A 19,517-nucleotide genomic window follows, 5' to 3' on the forward strand; every position below is an offset into this window, starting at 1 on the left:
TATTCGTATACCCTTTTGTTTCTATACCTATATTCCTGATCTGCTTGCGGTTTTTGATTTCGCTGTGCTTGAAAATTAGGAAGTGACAACGGAAGCTGCCATGCGATAAAGTGAAGCAGAAAGGGGATGTTCCACTGCAATGAACCAAATAACGGCTGCGCAAAGATTGCTTTTTACGACTATAACGATTCTTTACTGGACTTCTATGTACGTCTATGTGCCAACCTTATCGCCTTACTTAAGCGATCGCGGATTATCCTTGCCTTTTATCGGCATCGTGCTTGGAAGCTATGGCTTCGTACAAATGTTTGTCCGCTTTCCGCTTGGCATCTTGTCGGATCGCTTCGGAAAACGCAAGCCATTCATCCTGCTTGGCATGCTAACCGCTGCTATAAGCTGCTTGCTGTTTCTTATTCCAGGACTTTGGCTATGGCCGCTTGCGGGCAGGCTTATGGCTGGCGTATGCGCGTCCACATGGGTTGCATTCACTGTGCTGTACGCCAGCTACTTTGGTGCAGGCCAGACTGGCCGTGCAATGGGCAATATTAGCGTCATGACCGTGTCCGGTCAAATGATCGGCATGCTGTTTAGCGGCTGGCTCAATGATGGCTTTAACTCGAACGCCCCGTTTACGGTTGGAGCTGCCATTGCTATTATCGGATTGCTGCTAGCATTCATGCTGAAGGAGCCTCGTTTAGAGCAGCGTGACCAACCGGGCATGTCTTTTGCCATGATCAAAAAAGTCGTACGAACAAAAACGCTGCTTCAGGTATCTTTGCTCTCCATACTTGCTCATGGTGTCCTGTTCATTACGATGTTTGGCTTTACGCCGCTCAAAGCAGAAGAAATGGGTGCCGACGGACTTAAGCTAACGCTTCTTGTTTTTGCTTTTATGCTCCCTCATGCCTTCGCTTCACTCGTAACCGCGAGATGGTTTACACCCAAATTTGGTTACTGGGGCACGATTGGAACCGGCTTTATTTTGAGTGCGATATGTACGGCGGCTATGGTTTTTGCGGATTCATTCGGCGTACTCGTCGCGACACAGGCGATAAATGGTTTTGCGCAGGGACTGCATATGCCTTTGCTGCTTGGTCTTGCCATTCGCGACGTTGAGCTTCCCGGGCGGGCGACCGCTATGGGCTTGTATCAAGCCTTATATGCCGTGGGGATGTTCTCAGGACCCTTTCTAGCTGGCTGGTTGAATGAAAGCTGGAGCCTTAACGGAGGCTTCCTGTTTGGCTCGCTGCTTGGCGCTGTTGCATTCATTCTAGTTGTGATGTGGGCGATGACGGAGCGCAAGTCGTCTCGGCTAAGCATAGCGGGCAAACGCTCGGACGAGGTAAGCGGATGACAATAAAGCCACAGCTCGTGCTTGATATTGGCGGCGTGCTTGCGACAAATCTGTCTCCTCTCTTCTGGAAGCTGCTCGCAGCTGAAGCCATCGTGTCTGAAGAAGAACTCTATGCAGCTTATAAGAAGCAAATCAGCGAACGCCTATGGACAGGAGATATAACGGAGGAGCAGTTCTGGCTATGGCTCAGTGATTATACGCCATTGCTTGGAACTGAGAGAGCTAGAGGTTTTATCGATACCAGCTTGCAGCCACTGCCTGCACTTGCAAGAGTAGCCGAATGGAGCGAGATCGCCGATGTTCATTTGCTGAGCAATCATCTTCCTGAATGGGTTGAACCGATCGTTAAGCCGCTCAAGCCTTATTTGAAGAGCATTACGATTTCAAGCTTGTCAGCAGTCAAAAAGCCACATCCGGATATTTACGCTAAGACAGCCGCCTATTTCCCCACTGGAAGCATGGTTTTGTTCGTTGATGATCAGGCCAAAAATATAAAACAAGCAGCGTCGCTTGGCTGGCGAACGCTGCTTGCCGATGAGGATGGAGAATGGATTCCGCTCGTCCTCCCGCTCCTAGAGCAAGAAAGCGAGCAGGAATAGCAACAGGCCGCTTGCCGCAGCAATACTTAGCAGCCAAGCGTCAGCTCGGCCGAGCTGAAGGCGGAAGCCGTAGGTAGGCTTTCGCTTCGAATAGCCGAAGCCGCGCGCCTCCAGCGCATCCGACATTTGCTCAGCAAGTCGAAGAATAGAGCGCATATAAGGAATAAGCACCGAAAGAATCATTTTAAACGGCACCTTCTTCAGCGGCGCAGCAGCCTTCCCTCTCGCATGAGCGAGCTTCGCAAACCGCTCCCACTCCCCTGATAGCAGCGGGATAAACCGAAAGATAAGCGTGACGACTAGCGCAAACGAATGAATCGGCACTCGCAGCCTGCTGAGCCAGCCTAGAGACTGTTCGATCGCCCGCTGCAGCCTGTAGGGCGACATCAGCTTAAGCAGCGGCATCCCCAGCAGCATAATCAGAAGCAGCTTGCCGAACCTTAAAGCAATTGGCCATACCTTGCTCCAGTCGAAGTCGAGCGGGCTAAAGCCTATTCCCCCTATTACACAAAAGATGACAATCATAATGACATAAGCTCGTATTACCCGATTCCACGGCCTGATTAGCGCTCGAAAAGGCGTCAATAGAGACAAGGTTACAATCGCAGCTAGCGACAGCTCCAAAAACGATTTTTGTGCAAGCACGCTTGCTGCAAGAAATAAATAGACGAGCACGAGAGCACGTGGATCAAAACGATCGGAACGAAGGAGCGTAGAGCTTTCCTTTGTCGCTCCCACATGCGCTCTATTAAGTGGATGTCCAGCATCTTCATTGCGCTCATCAGCATCTAAGTTATGGTTATTAACTTTTAATTGTACTGAAGGCGCATTCTTATTTATTTGATTAGCAGTTAGTTGTGAGCTACGCATCGATTGATGAGCTGCAGCTGCTGCGGGAGCGATTGCAGCCGTGCCGACGGATGCGGCAGGAGCGATTACTGCTGTTGCGGCTGTGGCTGCGGCCGCTCGCCGCTCCAGCTCCGCTGCCAGCGCTGCCGCAACCTCGCGCGGCGCAGGCCACGGCGCCCCGTCACGCGGCGCCGGCGCCGCCTCCGGCGGCAAAGCCGCCGCCGCGCGCAGCGCAGCCAGCGCGCGAAGCGCCTGCGGCGCCGCTGCGGCATGCGCGATCGCCGCCGCAGGAGCCGCTGCGCGGACCGTGCCGCCGCTAACCACGGCGACCGCGTCCGCCAGCGTCAGCAGCGCGTCGAGGTCGTGCGTTGCTACGACCGCTCCGCGCCCCGCCGCCCTGTGCGCCTCAAGCACCGCGCACAAGCGGCGTATACCGACAGCGTCAAGCCCCGCTGTCGGCTCATCCAGCAGCAGCCAATCCGGCTCACACGCCAGCAAGCAGGCTAGTGACAGCCGTCGCTGCTGCCCGCCGCTGAGCGTCCATGGATCGCGCGTCAGCAGCTCCTGCGCAAGACCCGTTTCAGCCAGCGCCTGCTGCATTCTTTGCTCTGCATCAGCAGCGGCTAACTTGTACGGCTTAAGCGAGTAAAGCAGCTCCTCTCGAACGGTCGCGGCAAACCACTGCGACTCAGAGCTTTGCATCGCAATGCCAAGCTTAAGCGCCACGTCCTGATTAAGCCGTTTTCGGCGGCTGTCCTTCAGCCATAAACAATCGCCGCCCAGCTCGATATTGCCGTTCTGAATTGAGCGAATTCCTGCCATTGTCTCAAGCAGTGTAGATTTACCTGCACCGTTCTGCCCGATCAGCAGTGTAATCTTGCCTGCCTCGAAAGTCATATTGACATCGTTAAGCAGTAGTTTGTCAGGTTCTCCATCCGCAACGACGGTTACTCCGCTTAGCTTCCAATCAGCGCTCATATCGACTCACCGCCTCTGCCAGCATAGCAGCCGTAAACGGAAATGGCCGCAGCAGATAACCCTGCTCCTCAAGCTCCCAGGCAACCTGCGCTGCATATGGAGCCTCAAAGCCGAGCTGCTCGCAAATGCTGTCTTTCGCGCTCGCACTCGTTCTTGCAAACCAAGCACCAGCCTGACCGTCGAATACGATGGCACCGTCATTCATCGCAATGACTCGGTCACCATCATACAGCTCCTCCAGCTTTTGTGTAATCCATATGATCGTTACGCCGTTACGGTGCAGTTCCCTTACCTGCTCGAGTACGGCACTCGACGCCTCAGGGTCCAGCATAGCCGTCACCTCATCGAGTACGAGCAAAGGAGATTGCATAGCCAAGCAGCCAGCAATCGCCACAAGCTGCTTCTGGCCGCCAGATAACGTCTCGATAGGCTGATGCATTCGCTCGCCCAGCCCTGCCCTTTGCAGCGCTCGTTCGGCTTCATAAGGAATAGTGTGAGCAGGCAGCTCATTTTGCTCCAGCAAGAGAAGGACATCTTCCCAAGGCGTTGCCCCGATCATCGCTGCTTCGGGCTGCTGCATGACGATCGGAACCGGCTTGCCCTGTGCCGCTGTCTGTATGCTCCTGACGATTTGTCCCGCAGCGCCAGCGATACGGAAACCGGCAGCCGCTTTCGAAAGCGTGCTCTTCCCGCTTCCATTTCGCCCTAGCAGCGAAATCCATTCCCCTTTATTTATCGTTAGCGAAATATCTCTAATAATAGGCTCCTGCTTCTGTCCTTCCAGCATGACAGGCGGCGTGACCGTAACCTGCTTCATTTCAATCTGTGACTGATTTATAGGCTTCAAAAAAATTTCACCCAACCTCTTCCCCAAAACCATTGGCTATGCTACAATTCGAATTGTTAACCTTATATTAATATATATGGTTAACAATATAATGACAAGCAGATAAAGGAGTCGTTCACCAACATGCAGTCCAATAACATCCGCTCACTTGTATTCATCGCCTTATTTGCAGCCTTGTTTATTGTCATGAGCTCATTGACGATTAAGCTCGGAGGCTCATTTGTCCCCATTACGCTGCAAACATTAGGCGTAGTGCTTGCAGGCCTTTTCCTGACGCCGCGCAACGCTTTTCTAAGTATTTTCATCGTTATTCTGCTTGCAGCAATTGGATTGCCCTTATTCAGCGGCCAAGGCGGAATTTCGACTCTGACCGGTCATACAGCTGGATTTATATTCGCATTCCCGTTCTGTGCGCTTTTAGTCAGCCTTGCGGTAGGCACTTTCCTAAAAAGCAGCTTCAAGTCGAATAAAGCCATTGCTTTTATCGCTTTTTTCATTATTTTCGAGCTATTCAGCTCACTTTGTGCATATATTCCAGGCATTCCTTGGCTCATGCATTCCCTTGACTTTACTTTCCAAAAAGCGATGACAATCGGATTTTATCCATTCATCATCGGCGATGCGCTTAAATCGCTTGTAGGCACCATTTTAGCTGTTTCCCTAACACCTTACATCGTCTACATTCGCTCGTCAATCGGAAAAACCAAAGCGAATGAAGCTACTTTTCGAGGATAATAATCGCTAAATCAACAAACAAAACGGCTTATCCCTTTATTGATCCGCAATCAATAAGGGATAAGCCGTTTTGTTGTTCGTTCATAGCTGCTCCCTCCCGCTTCAATTCCATAAACGAGCCTCCCACGGTGAATCTGCCTCATTGCCCAAAAAAAGCCGTATTCCACGCTTTGCTCGAATGAGCGGCATGAAATACGGCTTGTTTCAATCAAGTCCAGCTATTAATCGCTGCATTCCTCTGGTGCCGACTCCGAAGCATCCTCCACGTTGATCTTCTCAGATACCGTGTCGCGTACGATGGATACGACTAGCTGCAGCAAATAGTTGATGTCGGATTGGCTTTGTTGAAATTCAGAGACGATCGGAATGCCGTCAAGCTCATCCTGCAGCGTTTCCATTTCGCCTTCGATTTTTTTAACCATATCCGCGTTTTTGAAAGTCGTTTCGAATGCTACAACTTCCTTTTGCTTCTTTTTGATTTTGGTAATAAGCTGCTGTACACGCTCATTGCCGTTAATTTGCTGTTCTGCGCGGCGATAGTGCTGAACCTCCTCCGATGTAAAAATCAGATCGGCAAGCTCCTTCGCTTTTTTCGAAATATCTTCGCGAACGATCAGGTCGCGCGTATGGAAGCTCGGAATTCCGCAGCCCTCTCCGTGCTCATGATCATGATCACATTGCGCTGCTTGATTTTCTGCTGTATGCTGCTCCGCCATTTGTCATCTCTCCTATTTTTCCGTTAGCTAACGGCTTCTTCTTGTGTTAATTGTTCAATCGGTTCAGCTTTGATATACCAGGTTTGAGCCTCGGTTACCTTCGCCATAATGAACTGGCCGATCCATTCCTTCGGTCCTTCCAGATGAACGAGCTTATTCGTACGCGTCCGTCCAGAGAGGACGTTCTCGTTGTTTTTGCTCTCGCCTTCAATCAGAACCTCAACGATTTCTCCGCGAAGCAGCTCGTTCTTCTCTCTCGCATTAGCAGCCAGCTGTGCGTTCAAGCGCTGTAAACGCGCCTTCTTTACCTCTAGCGGCACATTGTCCTCCATGCCAGCGGCAGGAGTTCCCTCGCGCGGAGAGTAGAGGAAGGTATAGGCGGAATCAAAGCCTACTTCCTTCACAAGCGTCATCGTGTCCTCGAATTGCTCATCCGTTTCGCCAGGGAAACCGACGATAATATCTGAAGTAAGCATCGCGTTTGGAATAGCTGCCTTAATTTTTTGAACCAGCTCCAAATACATCTCACGCGTATACTTACGGCTCATTCGTTTCAATATTTCCGTGCTTCCGGACTGTACAGGCAAATGAATATGCTCTGCCAAATTGCCGCCCGTTCCAAGCACCTCGATCAAATGGTCATCAAAATCACGCGGATGGCTCGTCATGAAGCGAATGCGCGGAATATCGATTTTGGACATGTCCTGCATCAGATCGCCAAAGCGATAGCTGATGTCCTCGAAGTCCTTCCCGTATGCATTTACATTCTGGCCAAGCAGCGTAACTTCCTTGAAGCCTTTTCTAGCCAGGTCGCGAACCTCGGCAATAACGTCCTCCGGACGTCTGCTGCGCTCCTTGCCTCTCGTATAAGGCACGATGCAATAGGTGCAGAACTTATCGCAGCCGTACATGATATTGACCCAAGCACGCATTCCCTCGCGCTTCTTAGGCATATTCTCGATAATATCGCCTTCCTTGGACCATACCTCGACGACAAGCTCTTTGCTGAAATAGGCATTTTGCAGCAAATAGGGAAGTCTATGAATATTGTGCGTACCAAAAATCATATCTACAAAAGAATGCTTTTGCAAAATCCGTCCAACAACCGACTCCTCTTGCGACATGCAGCCGCAAACGCCGAGCAGCAAATCCGGCTTCTCCGTCTTCAGCGTCTTCAGATGTCCCAGCTCGCCGAACACCTTGTCCTCCGCATTTTCACGAATCGCGCATGTGTTGAGCAAAATCACGTCCGCAAGCTTCCGGTCCTCCGTTGCTGTATAACCCATCTCCTCGAACATACCCTTCATGACCTCGGTGTCATGCTCGTTCATTTGGCAGCCGTACGTTTGGATCAAATAATACTTGCCCACGCCGATCGTTCGCAGATCATCCGGAATTGCAAAATCGTAATGAACCTCGATATCCTCTTTGCCGCGCTTCTTCTCATCCTTGTGATTTGGAGTCGAGTTAATTTGAATGTTGCGCCCCTTTATGCGCAAAGTCGTTTTCCCGTCCTCTTCACTCAGCACCTTCGCATCTGAGAAATCAAAATATTTGGAGTAGTCCTTCTCACCCTTGACGGATTTTAAGTCCGTTGAGTTCGCTTTCGTCATTGTGTTCTCACATCCTTTATTTTCAATGCCGCTAAAACATTATCTTTTCAATTCTATTTAAACATCAATATGAAATTATACCACAACGCCCCCGCCTAATCCATCATATCCCTTTGTAAAAAACCTCTCACCTCATACGCTTGCTCTATCGTTTTTTACATAATTGTACCCAAACCGTTTCCAACCGAATTGACGCTAGCAAGTCATGAGGACTTGCCTTATAGCTTTAACACCATTCGAACTGTCTTTAGAATATGCCCGTCAAAGTCGTCATCAAACTCTTTGACAATCTCAAACTTCTTTGCTTCGTAGAACTTTCTGCCAATTTCATTACCCTTTTTAACATTAATGCAGACTTCTTTTGCTCCCTGGGAATTATTAATTCCTTCTTGCAGCAGTGCTGAACCAATCCCTTTTCCTTGATGTTCAGGATAAAGATAAATAGCCGCTAATTCTACTTTCCCATCTTCTCTTACAAATGAAAAATTAGCGAATCCAACTATCTTCCCGTTATGTTCGGCAACGTAAAGAAGCGAGCGTTCTAAGCGTCTAAACATCATTTCATCATTGTAAGCAGATTTTAGGAAACTTTCTTGGGCTTCAACAGGTATTATCCCATCGTAGGTCGCATTCCAGCTTGTTTTAGCCACATTTTGAACTTGTTGAATATCGTTTAGTCGCATTTTACGAATTGTAATTTCCACGCACAGAAACCTCCAATATATGGGATTTTTGCTGATTATAACGTGAAATAAGCGGTTTGTCTCAAAAATCTTGTTCTTAACTAATTTATATTAATAATCAGCAATATTTACGAAAACTGCGAAAAAAAAAGGGGCTGTGGAGATATAGCTCGCTTTGAACAGAAATGTTGGAAAACATAAAAAAATAGCGGTACAGGGTGCTATTTCTGTACCGCTAGTTTTCTATTCTGGTCTATGGCTGCTTGCTTCATGAGATTGTGGGCAAGCGAAAGTCTCCCCACCTCCAGGCATACCTATGGCAAGCCACGATGCAGGAATCGGCGGAATCCCCGGTTCTTCTGCAGTCTCGGGTTCAATCATTCATGGGGCTGAGCCCTCTTGGGTCAGCATGAACGGGAAAAACTCCCGTTATTTCAAGTGTTTTTTGGCAAAAATCAGATTTAGATGGATTTTCTCCCGTTAATATCTCGCTTATGACCCTATTTCGGTGAAAGTGCTCCAATTAACGGGAGTTTTTCCAGCTAAATGAACGAACTTAGTTTTTATTAGGAAAATAGATGGAGTTTTTCCTGTTCATTCCACAAAACTGAAATGATTTGAGATAGCCTTTTATTTCAAACTTACGGGTTAGAACAATGAGCGCTGAAATAAGCGAAAAAGCTTGTGGAAAGTAAGGTTAAGGAGCGAATGACAGGAGCTCCAGAGCTCTCAACTAGCTGGTTAAAAAATCATAGTTAGGAATAAGTAAACGAACAGTATTGGGATGTTCCTATTCCGTGCGAACACTTTTGGGACAGCCCCTTCTTGTTCTCTTCTTATCATTGCAAAGCATGCTTCTGCTAACGAAATAAAGGATCAATAAATGTTGAGCAAAAACGATCCTGGATTTCCTCGCATGTATATCCCATTACACATCGCAGCTGTTTATAAGTGTGCGGCGATTGAATGGATATAAAAGAATGAGCCGAGTAGGCGGGATCAATGGGCTGCATTTGTTCTTTCTCGACAGCTTCACTGATCAAGCTGCTAAGTACATGATGCAAATATCGATAAGGCCGTGATTGAAAAAAATCGCCTTTTTGATCTTCGATCTTATTAAAAGAATGCACGACACCAAGCCATTTAAACTCCTTGTCGACGAAAGCAATCATTTTGCGCATAACCCCGCTCAATCTCTCGTGTACGGGCAGCTGCGCTCCCTCTGTCAAATATTGTTCGATCTCGCTGATGAAAATTTCAAAGTTTTCTTTCATCATATCCATACACAAATCGCCCTTATTTGAGTACCGCCGATAAAGGGTGCCTTGACCAATGCCCACCGATTTGGCGATTTGGTGCATGCTGACCGATTCTACCCCATGCTCCGTAAACAAGTGATTAGCCGTATGCAAAATCGCTTTGCTGAGCTCTTGTTTCGTTCTGCTGTTTTCTGGTGCAGTCATCGTTCCAATCTCCTTTTTTTCGCGTCAACAAATGAAACGATTGACAATTGCCTCAATCGTCTTTATTATTCAGTAGTGCGGACAATTGTCCGCACATAGATGCGGTCATCTTTTTATTGTAGCCCTCCATGCTGTACAGGTCAATAATAGGAAGAATAGACCCTAAATATGGATAGGAGGAACTGAAATGGCTTCAGCTTCAAAAAAAGCAACACCCGCTGGCGATCCGATGTCGATTCGCAATATTCTAGCTCCGCTCATCGCCATCATAGTCGGTATGTTTATGGTTATTTTGGACGGTACAGCAATGAATGTCGCCATGCCTGGTTTAATGGAAGATTTCAAAAGCTCGATGACTGTCGTTCAATGGACGATAACGGGCTACATGCTTGCACAAGCCGCCGTTATTCCGCTTGCCGGATGGATGTCCGACCGTTTTGGAGCCAAACAGATCTTCTTATTCTCGATCATCATGTTTACACTCAGCTCGGGTCTATGCGCTTTAGCGACAACAGCGGAGCAGCTTATTGTATTCCGGGTTATCCAAGGTCTGGGCGGCGGTATGGTTGCACCAATCGCTATGGCTTTCACCTTTAGACTCAGCCCTCCCGGCAAGCAGGGCGCTGTTATGGGCATGATCGGTATTCCGATGCTTCTAGCCCCTGCCCTTGGGCCTGTCGTAGCCGGCTGGCTCGTTGATTACGTATCTTGGCACTGGATCTTTATTATCAATCTTCCGATTGGTGTCATCGCTGTTATCGCAGGGCTTCGCACCTTGCCTAACGTTGAACGGAAACGAGTTCCTTCCCTTGATTTCTTAGGCATGATATTCGCTCCATTAGCATTTGCCATGCTCGTATATGGCGTAAGCTCTGCTGGCGGCGGCGAAGGCGGCGCAGGCAGCGGCTGGACCTCGCCAGAAGCGCTGATGGGTATGATCGTAGGCGGTATTGCGCTTATTATTTTCATATTCGTGGAGCTTAACCGCAAAGAGCCGTTGCTTGAGCTTCGCGTTTTCAAATCCGGCAATTTTACACGCGGCATCATTTTGCAATGGATCGTACAAATCGCATTATTTGGAACACTGTTCCTCGTACCGATCTTTTTGCAAATCGCCAAAGGCTACTCTGCTTTCGACACTGGTCTTATCCTGCTGCCGCAAGCTTTAGCAGCTGGTATCTTCATGCCGATCGGCGGCAAGCTGTTTGACCGTTTTGGCGCTCGTCCCGTCGTAATTGCAGGCTTATCGCTTGTTACGATAGCAGGCTTTATTTTAAGCCAAATCTCTGTAGATACGACTTTACTTACCATTATGATCCCACTCGCGATGCTAGGAGCAGGCATGGGCTTATCGATGATGCCTCTTAACACCCATATTATGCAGTCCGCTCCGAGAGAGCTTGTAAGCCGCGTCACCTCTTTAACCGCAGCTGCACAGCAAGTGATGACCTCCTTCGCAGTCGCTGGCTTATCGACCATTCTCGCAAGCCGAATGGAGCATTACGGCACGACTAACCCAGGACCAAACGTCGTGTACTCTGCTTATGGCGATACATTTTTCATTCTAGGATCGATTGCAATCATCGGCGCTATCGCAGCTTTATTGCTTCGCAGACCGAAACAAGAGCTCGGTGCTGACCCTGATGAGAAGCCTGAAGTATCGATGATGATGGGCCATTAAACAAAAATACTTATAAGCATATAACAAAAGAAGACAGCTTCCTGATCGTCACTGACGACTCGGAAGCTGTCTTCTATTAGTAGATTAATCTATGATTACTGCTTTATCTCCATTTTTCACGCCCGCCGCATTAGCTTCATCGGTATCGATATGCATATCAAGCGCAAATTGCTCCGATACGCGTGCGACTACATTTTCAAATACAACTCCGCGCTCACCTTCAAAACGAACCTTCAGCAGCTGCTTGTCCGCTATGCCTAACCGATCTGCATCGTCTGTATGGAAGTGAATATGACGAGCAGCGACGATTACGCCCTCTTCGATCTCAACCTCTCCAGCCGGACCTTGGAGCTTAATGCCTGCCGAACCCTTTGTATCGCCTGACTCCCTTACAGGAGGATTGACGCCAAGCGCAAATGCGTCTGTGCGGGACACCTCTAGCTGTGTCTGCTTCCGTGTCGGGCCAAGAATTCTTACTTTAGCAAACGTCCCCTTTGGACCAATAACAGCTACCGTTTCATTGGCAGCATATTGTCCAGGCTGGGACAAGGGCTTCATTTCTGTTAATTCGTATCCTTCTCCGAACAGAAGCTCGACATGCTCTTCTGATAAGTGAATGTGTCTTGCAGATACGCCTATTGGAACTTCCTTATGTATCATGTTGTCACTCTCCTGCTATGAAATAATCGACTTTCCAATCTCTCGAATGAAAAAGCATACAACCGCTAGGCCGTATGCTAATCATACCATTTATTTAAATTCGGCAACAAGCTTGTCGAATTCCTCGGAGGAAATCTTGATATTCTGCTTTGCAAGGCCCTCTTGCTTGAAGCCTGTTACGAGATCCTCGTAGGATTTGCGTGTTTTGTTCTGATAAATAAGACCGGTAAGCATCCCGTTTGTTTCCATGATCTTGTTCATCGCAAGCACGCGGTTGGAAGGATCGTAGTCCGGGAATTGCTCCAGGTTAACGATATTTTCTTTAAACCAGTCGTACGTATTTATTTTGTTGAAGGTTACGCATGGGCTAAATACGTTGATTAGCGAGAAGCCCTCATGGTTAATTCCCTCTTCAATCAGCTTCGTTAATTGCTTCAAATCGCTGGAGAACGATTGGGCAACAAACGTAGCGCCTGCGGACAGCGCGATTTCGAGCGGCGAAAGCGTCGACTCGATCGAGCCTTCCGGCGTCGATTTTGTTTTGAAGCCCTCGGCGCTGCGCGGCGAGGTCTGACCTTTCGTTAAACCATAAATTTGGTTGTCCATAACGATATAAGTGACGTTCAGGTTGCGCCGAATGGCGTGAACCGTGTGGCCCATGCCAATGGCAAAGCCGTCTCCGTCACCGCCGGAGGCAATTACCGTAAGCTCGCGGTTAGCCAGCTTAACGCCTTGTGCGATTGGAAGCACGCGGCCATGAATACCATGGAAGCCGTAAGCATTGATGTATCCGGAGATACGACCCGAGCATCCGATACCGGAAATAACAGCCAAATTCTCAGGCTCTAGACCAACGTTAGCTGCTGCGCGCTGAATAGCTGCTTGAATGGAGAAGTCTCCACAGCCAGGACACCAGTTAGGCTTTACATTATTTCTAAACTCTTTGAACGTTGCCATCTAAACTCAACTCCTTACATGCTTTGTGAACGTCGGAGGGCAGGAACGGATTGCCGTCATATTTAAGCAAGTTTTCGATTTTTTCTGCGAAACCTGCATTCATTTTGATTTGGGAAGCAAGCTGTCCGGTAGCATTGTTCTCGATGACGATCACTTTTTTTGCATTTTGCAAGTAAGGAAGCAGAGGCTTCGTCGGGAACGGATGAATCTGGCGTATCGTAATATGGTTAGTCGATATGCCTTCCTTAGCAAGCAAGCTTCTAGCTTCATCAATCGTGCCGCCAGTAGAGCCCATTCCAATAATGAGAAGCTCCGGCGTTTCATGAGGAGCGTCTACGCGTATCGCGTCCCGAATGAGCATATTGTCAAGCTTGCCGAGGCGTTTATCCATCATATTCTGGCGGTTCAAGGCATTCTCCGACGGGCGGCCCGTCTCATCATGCTCAACGCCCGTTACGTGATGCAGGCCGCCCTTCTCGCCTGGCAGAACGCGTGGAGATACGCCGTCCTCCGTAAGCTCATATCGTTTAAATAAATCATGGCCTTCAAGCGCTGGTACATTTTCGACCAGCTTGCCGCGTTTGATTTCAATTTTGCTATAATCCAGCTGATCGCAGGATTGTTTGCCCAGCGACAGCTGCAGATCCGTCATTAAAATAACAGGAACCTGATATTGCTCTGCAAGGTTAAAGGATTCGATTGTATCGTAGAAGCAATCCTCGATCGAGGCTGGTGCGATGACGATTTTTGGAATCTCGCCGTGCGTGCCGTATACCATTGCGTTCAAGTCCGATTGCTCTTGCTTGGTCGGCAGTCCCGTAGACGGGCCTCCGCGCTGCGTATTCACGATTACGAGCGGCGTTTCCGTCATGCCGGCAAGGCCGATTGCCTCCATCATAAGCGCTAGACCAGGTCCAGCAGATGCAGTCATCGTACGCACGCCTGCATAGTTTGCGCCAATTGACATCGTTACCGCTGCGATTTCATCCTCGGTTTGTACAACCGTACCTCCGAATTTAGGCAGCTTTTTGATCAAATACTCCATGATTTCGGATGCTGGCGTAATCGGGTAAGCAGCCATCAAGCGGCAGCCTGCCGCGATAGAGCCAAGACCGATCGCTTCATTGCCGATCATGAACAGCTTCTGCTGGCCGTCAGCCGCATCCAGCTTAAACGCATCGAGCGGTCCGCCCGCTTGCTCAAGCACAAACTCGGCGCCGCGTTTAACCGCTTCAATGTTTTTCTCGACGATAGCTGCGCCTTTGCGTCCGAACTCCTCTTCAACCGCTTTATTGAATACTTCAAGCGGCAGTCCAAGCAGTGCCCATGATGCGCCGGAGGCAACCATGTTCTTCATCAATGATGTGCCAAGCTCCTCAGCCATAGCCGTAATCGGAACGGCAAACAGTCTTGCATCTATGCCCTCTGGTACGCTTGGATTAAACTTTGCATCCGCAACGATAACGCCGCCTGGACGCAGCTCCTTCGCATTCAGATCGATGCTTTCCTGGTCGAACGCGACTAGAATGTCCAAGTCATCAGAAATAGCACGAATCGGCTTCGTGCTTATACGAATTTTATTATTGGTGTGTCCACCTTTGATTCTGGAAGAAAAGTGCCTGTATCCATATAAATAATAGCCCAAGCGGTTAAGAGCCGTAGAAAAGATCCGGTCCGTACTTTCGACCCCTTCCCCCTGTTGTCCCCCGATCTTCCAAGACAATTGACTGATCAAAATGCCCAACTCCTCTTTTTCTAGAACGTGCAAATCATAATATTATTAAGCAATTATATAGTATAAGTCATAACAGTCACAACAATTTTAAAGCTCATACGCATAAAAATCAAGATGTAAACGCTTAACAAAAGCATAGTTTGTTTCGATTGAATCCATACCGCAAGCAGATCGAATGTCATTTAGCGAGCGGGAAGCATTTTTCTCAAAAAACGCAAAGCATTTCCCGACATAAATTGCTCGGTTTGGCTTGCTGAATATCGCTTGAGCAGCGCTTCTTGAAGTGCAATCAGCTCGCCGGGATGCGTCAATCCCTTCATATACTTATCGATGCCGTCAAAATCTGAGCCAAGCATAATGTGGGACTCGCCGCCGAGCTCGCAAATATGCTCAATATGACGAAGCAAATCATCGATGGCTACGACTTCCGCATCCGATACGAACCAAGGCACAAATGTGACGCCAATGAGTCCATCCTTTGCAATCAATTTCTCAATCTGAGCATCGGTCAAATTTCGAGGATGATCGCAGATCGCTCTAGCATTAGAATGGGAGGCGAGCACGGGTCTTTGCGATAGCTCGGCCACCTCCCAAAAAGCCCGTTCGGACAAATGGGATACATCTAACAGTATATCCAATTTATCGCATTCTTCTACAAACAATCTTCCTTTTGCGGTCAAGCCTCCGCCGCGCGGCTCCATTGCTCCGTCTGCAGCCCAGTTTGCATGATTCCAGGTCAGTCCCGCAGCACGTATGCCTAATTGATGCATGATTCGGAGCAGCGACATCTGGCCTTGAAGCCCATCGACTCCTTCAAGCGACAATAGCGCTCCTATTTTCCCATTCTGTATACAAGAGTCCAGCTCCTCAGCCGTTCTCACCCACATCATATCCTTGCAAGTCAGCACCAATTGGTGAAAGCGGTCTACGCTTTCCAAAATCGGCTCTAACCGTCCATTTATCGATTGAGGAATATAGATCGCGAATGTTTGCAAAATCGTTCCAGCCGCCTTCAGACGCTCGTATGTAACATCCAAACTTCCAGGCTTGCTTCCTTGAAACGTCAATTTCTCGTCAATCAGCAGCTTGCAAAGGACATCGCAATGAAAATCGACCACTCTCATAGTCGCACCTACCTATTCGTTAGAATTGCAGCAAAAAAACCTGTCTACGACGTAAACAGGCGAAAACGTTTCATTTTCATCCAATTGGCTTAATTGTTAACGCCGCCTGGACTTGCTACCGAGGTTCAACAATCAATTTGATTGCTGTTCGGTCCTCCCCGTCGATAACGATGTCAGTAAAAGCTGGAATGCAAATTAGATCCACCCCGCTGGGAGCGACAAATCCGCGAGCAATAGCAACGGCCTTGATCGCTTGATTTAACGCACCAGCTCCAATGGCTTGCAGTTCCGCACCACCACGTTCACGAAGAACGCCAGCTAGCGCACCTGCAACGGAATTTGGATTGGACTTTGCTGAAACTTTTAATACATCCATAAAAAGAACCTCCCCTTGGACTGTTGGATGGATTCCACTTTTAAATAGTATTCGAGGGAGATTAAAAAATTCCTGCTTTTATTCTTGTAATTAACAAACTGTTCTGAATTGTCGGAACTTTTCAAAGATTCAAAGCGTTACAACAGAAGCCATTCATCTTCCGTAAGGCGTATTTTTTCGATTTTCCGTGCTTGACCCGTTGCATCATCAATCTGAACGGATATGGCATGCAAATGCCAACTGCCCTCATCCACAACAAAACGAACCGGCAGCTGCGTAATAAATTTGTGCAAAACAGCAGTGCGCTCCATGCCTAGCACGCCCTCCTTAGGTCCAACCATTCCAACATCAGTTATGTAAGCCGTTCCCCCAGGCAAAATCGTATCGTCATTCGTCTGAACATGCGTATGAGTTCCCAGTACGATCGAGACTCTCCCATCAAGATGCCAGCCCATCGCGATTTTCTCCGACGTCGCTTCCGCGTGAAAATCGACGAGGATGTTATTCGTTTGCTCTCTAGCTTCTTCGATTAGTTCATCTGCTTTGCGGAAAGGACAATCAATCGGCGGCAAAAACGTACGTCCCTGCAAATTAATGATTGCCAGCTGCTTTCCTCCGGCTTTAATGAAGGCCATGCCTTGTCCAGGGGCCCCTTCCGCATAGTTCGCCGGGCGAACAAGGCGGGGCTCATCGTCTATCCATTCAAAAATATCTTTATTATCCCACGTATGGTTGCCCATCGTTATGCCATGGATGCCCCACTCGAAAAATTCCTTCGCAATTGTTGCCGTTATCCCGCGGCCAGCGGCCGCATTCTCGCCATTTGCAATAATAATATGAGGATTGTATTTGCTCTTTAGCGCCGGCAGCACGCGTTTCAATGCGCTTCTCCCTACGTTGCCTACGATATCGCCAATAAATAATACATTCATGTGGGTACACTTCCTTTTTTATGCGCCTGCAAACAGAAAAGTGGCTAACTAGCAGCCACTTTTCCGTAAAGCTAATATTTTTTTATTGATTACTTCGCATATTCAACCGCGCGTGTTTCTCGAATGACCGTAACTTTAATATGTCCCGGATAATCGAGCTCGCTCTCGATTTTTTTCGTAATATCACGTGCGAGGCGGAATGCTTCCGTATCGTCGATTTTCTCTGGCTGCACCATGACGCGCACTTCGCGGCCAGCTTGAATCGCATACGATTTCTCTACGCCATCAAACGATTCTGAAATATCTTCAAGCTTCTCCAGTCGTTTAATGTACGTTTCAAGCGTTTCACGGCGAGCTCCCGGACGTGCAGCCGATAAGGCATCAGCCGCTCCTACGAGCATCGCGATAACGGAAGTAGCTTCCGTATCACCGTGATGGGAGGCAATACTGTTAATAACGACAGGATGCTCCTTGTATTTCTTAGCAAGCTCAACGCCGATCTCAACGTGTGAGCCTTCCACTTCGTGGTCTAGCGCTTTACCGATATCATGCAGCAATCCTGCACGCTTTGCCAGCGTAATATCTTCGCCAAGCTCTGCTGCCATCAAGCCAGTCAAGTAAGCAACCTCCATGGAGTGCTTCAATACGTTTTGACCATAACTTGTCCGGTACTTCAATCGACCAAGAATCTTGATTAAATCCGGGTGCAAGCCATGAACTCCAACCTCGAAAGTAGCTTGCTCACCGTATTCACGGATACGCTCGTCCACTTCTTTACGAGATTTTTCAACCATTTCTTCAATGCGGGCAGGATGGATACGACCGTCAGCTACAAGCTTTTCCAAAGAAGTACGGGCAATTTCGCGTCTTATCGGGTCGAAACCAGACAAAATGACCGCTTCCGGTGTATCGTCGATGATAAGATCGATACCAGTCAATGTTTCCAAAGCACGGATATTTCGGCCTTCACGCCCAATAATGCGGCCTTTCATCTCTTCATTAGGCAATGTAACAACGGATACCGTCGTTTCAGCCACATGATCTGCCGCACAGCGTTGAATCGCAAGTGATATAATATTACGGGCTTTCTTATCTGCCTCTTCTTTCGCTTGCTGCTCGATCTCTTTGATCATCTGTGCTGTCTCATGTCGTACTTCCTGTTCAACATTGGATAAAATGATCGATTTCGCATCTTCCGTTGTGAGACTCGATATACGTTCCAATTCACTAAGCTGCTGCTTGTAAATGGAATCGATCTCCTCTTGCGTTTCTTCGATCCGTTTTTCTTTGTTGGCTACAGTTTCTTCTTTGCGTTCTAGCGCTTCTAACTTTTTATCCAGCGACTCCTCTTTTTGGAGCAAACGTCTTTCCTGACGTTGAGCCTCGTTGCGACGTTCACGAATGTCTCTCTCGGCTTCGGAACGAAGTTTGTGGACTTCGTCTTTTGCCTCTAGCACGGTTTCTTTCTTCTGAGCTTCCGCTTCCTTCTTCGCATTTTCTACGATTTGGATCGCAGCTTGCTCAGCGCTTGAAATTTTGGCCTCGGCAATCGACTTTCGAATAAAATAACCAATCCCAAAGAATATTGCGCCAACAAAGAGACAGATCAAGATCCAAATGATCTCATGCATCTTGTTCACCTCCTTGTTGCATACACCAAGGCACTGCTTGGGATGATATTAGGTTTTCAACCGGCTTCAAACCGTTTCAACATTTACTAATTTGACGAAAATAATCGTTTTGAATCAACTTTTGGAAGGAAAATTGATTCAATAATGAAGGAATACAAACTCATTTTATCTTTTCGTAAAATCAATTGTCAAGCAAAAGCCCATCATCTTCCTCGAATGCTTCAACTTCCCCATTTAGATCAATCCACTTTATGGCTACCTTCACGATTTCTGAAGGGAAGCCTCTACGCATTAAATAGCCCATTAGCATGCGTTTTCGGTCTAATGGCTTGCCTTTTACGAATCGCCAATCCTTCTCCGCAGCTTTTTTTGGCCGATGCTAATTTTACATCGCGGTCTAACGATCCCGTTGCATCTGCTGCAGCTTCTTTCGACACGCCTCGCTTCAGCTCCTGCTGAATGAATCGAAGCCCTCTCAAGCTGTTTTTGAGCTGGCTTGTCGCAAATTGTCGTGCATATTGTTCATCATCCACAATATGCTCCCTTTCTAAACGGTCTAGGGCATATTGAATATGATCAGCTTC

18 protein-coding genes and 2 pseudogenes are annotated in these 19,517 nt (G+C 48.1%); 4 read left to right on the forward strand and 16 right to left on the reverse strand.

Going from position 1 to position 19,517, the window contains the following annotated elements; translation table 11 throughout:
* Positions 1–139 precede the first annotated feature (139 nt).
* A complete protein-coding gene (locus AC1TPC_RS03390; protein WP_482065465.1) occupies positions 140–1,354 on the forward strand; it encodes an MFS transporter in 1,215 nt (404 codons plus the stop codon).
* The gene (locus AC1TPC_RS03395) at positions 1,351–1,953 is read left to right on the forward strand and encodes an HAD family hydrolase (protein ID WP_482065466.1); all 603 of its coding nucleotides are present in this window, start codon (positions 1,351–1,353) and stop codon (positions 1,951–1,953) included. The genes AC1TPC_RS03390 and AC1TPC_RS03395 overlap by 4 nt, the downstream gene beginning before the upstream one ends.
* Here AC1TPC_RS03395 and AC1TPC_RS03400 read toward each other — a convergent pair.
* Positions 1,927–3,780: an ATP-binding cassette domain-containing protein gene (locus AC1TPC_RS03400; protein WP_482065467.1), complete on the reverse strand. Its 1,854-nt coding sequence runs from the start codon at positions 3,778–3,780 to the stop codon at positions 1,927–1,929. The genes AC1TPC_RS03395 and AC1TPC_RS03400 overlap by 27 nt on opposite strands.
* Positions 3,770–4,627, reverse strand: a complete 858-nt coding sequence (locus tag AC1TPC_RS03405) for an ABC transporter ATP-binding protein (RefSeq protein ID WP_482065468.1) — start codon at positions 4,625–4,627, stop codon at positions 3,770–3,772. The genes AC1TPC_RS03400 and AC1TPC_RS03405 overlap by 11 nt, the downstream gene beginning before the upstream one ends.
* 123 nt (positions 4,628–4,750) lie before the next feature.
* On the opposite strand from AC1TPC_RS03405, the gene AC1TPC_RS03410 reads away from it, so the two are divergent.
* Positions 4,751–5,362, forward strand: coding sequence for a biotin transporter BioY (locus AC1TPC_RS03410; protein WP_482065469.1), 612 nt, complete (start codon positions 4,751–4,753; stop codon positions 5,360–5,362).
* A 221-nt stretch (positions 5,363–5,583) separates the two neighbouring features.
* Here the strand turns inward: AC1TPC_RS03410 and AC1TPC_RS03415 are convergent, their stop codons facing one another.
* The 5 genes and pseudogenes from AC1TPC_RS03415 to AC1TPC_RS03435 all read right to left on the reverse strand — a co-directional run bounded on the left by AC1TPC_RS03415 (position 5,584) and on the right by AC1TPC_RS03435 (position 9,837).
* Positions 5,584–6,078 (reverse strand): YlbF/YmcA family competence regulator, encoded by a 495-nt coding sequence (locus AC1TPC_RS03415; RefSeq protein WP_482065470.1) that lies wholly within the window; start codon positions 6,076–6,078, stop codon positions 5,584–5,586.
* A 23-nt stretch (positions 6,079–6,101) separates the two neighbouring features.
* Entirely contained in the window at positions 6,102–7,691 is a 1,590-nt protein-coding gene (gene miaB, locus AC1TPC_RS03420; RefSeq protein ID WP_482065471.1) for a tRNA (N6-isopentenyl adenosine(37)-C2)-methylthiotransferase MiaB, read from the reverse strand.
* Between the two features lie 218 nt (positions 7,692–7,909).
* Positions 7,910–8,395 carry an N-acetyltransferase family protein gene (locus AC1TPC_RS03425; protein WP_482065472.1) on the reverse strand — a complete coding sequence of 162 codons (486 nt, stop codon included), beginning with the start codon at positions 8,393–8,395 and terminating at the stop codon, positions 7,910–7,912.
* Between the two features lie 200 nt (positions 8,396–8,595).
* Positions 8,596–8,742: pseudogene (locus AC1TPC_RS03430) on the reverse strand (transposase); the annotation flags it as partial.
* A 492-nt stretch (positions 8,743–9,234) separates the two neighbouring features.
* Positions 9,235–9,837, reverse strand: coding sequence for a TetR/AcrR family transcriptional regulator (locus tag AC1TPC_RS03435; protein WP_482065473.1), 603 nt, complete (start codon positions 9,835–9,837; stop codon positions 9,235–9,237).
* A 187-nt stretch (positions 9,838–10,024) separates the two neighbouring features.
* Here AC1TPC_RS03435 and AC1TPC_RS03440 point away from each other — a divergent pair, with 187 nt between their 5' ends.
* Positions 10,025–11,518: a DHA2 family efflux MFS transporter permease subunit gene (locus tag AC1TPC_RS03440; protein ID WP_482065474.1), complete on the forward strand. Its 1,494-nt coding sequence runs from the start codon at positions 10,025–10,027 to the stop codon at positions 11,516–11,518.
* Between the two features lie 84 nt (positions 11,519–11,602).
* Here the strand turns inward: AC1TPC_RS03440 and pduL are convergent, their stop codons facing one another.
* The 9 genes and pseudogenes from pduL to AC1TPC_RS03485 all read right to left on the reverse strand — a co-directional run bounded on the left by pduL (position 11,603) and on the right by AC1TPC_RS03485 (position 19,466).
* Positions 11,603–12,175, reverse strand: coding sequence for a phosphate propanoyltransferase (pduL, locus tag AC1TPC_RS03445; RefSeq protein WP_482065658.1), 573 nt, complete (start codon positions 12,173–12,175; stop codon positions 11,603–11,605).
* Between the two features lie 93 nt (positions 12,176–12,268).
* Entirely contained in the window at positions 12,269–13,135 is an 867-nt protein-coding gene (locus tag AC1TPC_RS03450; protein WP_482065475.1) for a 2-oxoacid:ferredoxin oxidoreductase subunit beta, read from the reverse strand.
* The gene (locus AC1TPC_RS03455) at positions 13,113–14,870 is read right to left on the reverse strand and encodes a 2-oxoacid:acceptor oxidoreductase subunit alpha (RefSeq protein WP_482065476.1); all 1,758 of its coding nucleotides are present in this window, start codon (positions 14,868–14,870) and stop codon (positions 13,113–13,115) included. Before AC1TPC_RS03455 ends, AC1TPC_RS03450 begins: the two co-directional genes overlap by 23 nt.
* A 182-nt stretch (positions 14,871–15,052) precedes the next feature.
* Positions 15,053–15,994 (reverse strand): dipeptidase, encoded by a 942-nt coding sequence (locus AC1TPC_RS03460; RefSeq protein ID WP_482065477.1) that lies wholly within the window; start codon positions 15,992–15,994, stop codon positions 15,053–15,055.
* 115 nt (positions 15,995–16,109) lie between these two features.
* Positions 16,110–16,370: a stage V sporulation protein S gene (locus tag AC1TPC_RS03465; RefSeq protein WP_006036664.1), complete on the reverse strand. Its 261-nt coding sequence runs from the start codon at positions 16,368–16,370 to the stop codon at positions 16,110–16,112.
* 137 nt (positions 16,371–16,507) lie between these two features.
* Positions 16,508–17,302, reverse strand: a complete 795-nt coding sequence (locus AC1TPC_RS03470) for a TIGR00282 family metallophosphoesterase (RefSeq protein ID WP_482065478.1) — start codon at positions 17,300–17,302, stop codon at positions 16,508–16,510.
* Positions 17,303–17,391: 89 nt separating this feature from the next.
* A complete protein-coding gene (gene rny / locus AC1TPC_RS03475; RefSeq protein WP_482065479.1) occupies positions 17,392–18,933 on the reverse strand; it encodes a ribonuclease Y in 1,542 nt (513 codons plus the stop codon).
* Between the two features lie 181 nt (positions 18,934–19,114).
* Positions 19,115–19,246 (reverse strand): annotated as a pseudogene (locus AC1TPC_RS03480) (regulatory protein RecX); the annotation flags it as partial.
* Complete coding sequence (locus AC1TPC_RS03485; protein ID WP_482065480.1) at positions 19,218–19,466, reverse strand: RecX family transcriptional regulator; 249 nt, start codon at positions 19,464–19,466, stop codon at positions 19,218–19,220. The pseudogene AC1TPC_RS03480 and the gene AC1TPC_RS03485, both read right to left, overlap by 29 nt.
* Positions 19,467–19,517: the final 51 nt, after the last annotated feature.

This window comes from Paenibacillus sp. Y280 (assembly GCF_056786335.1).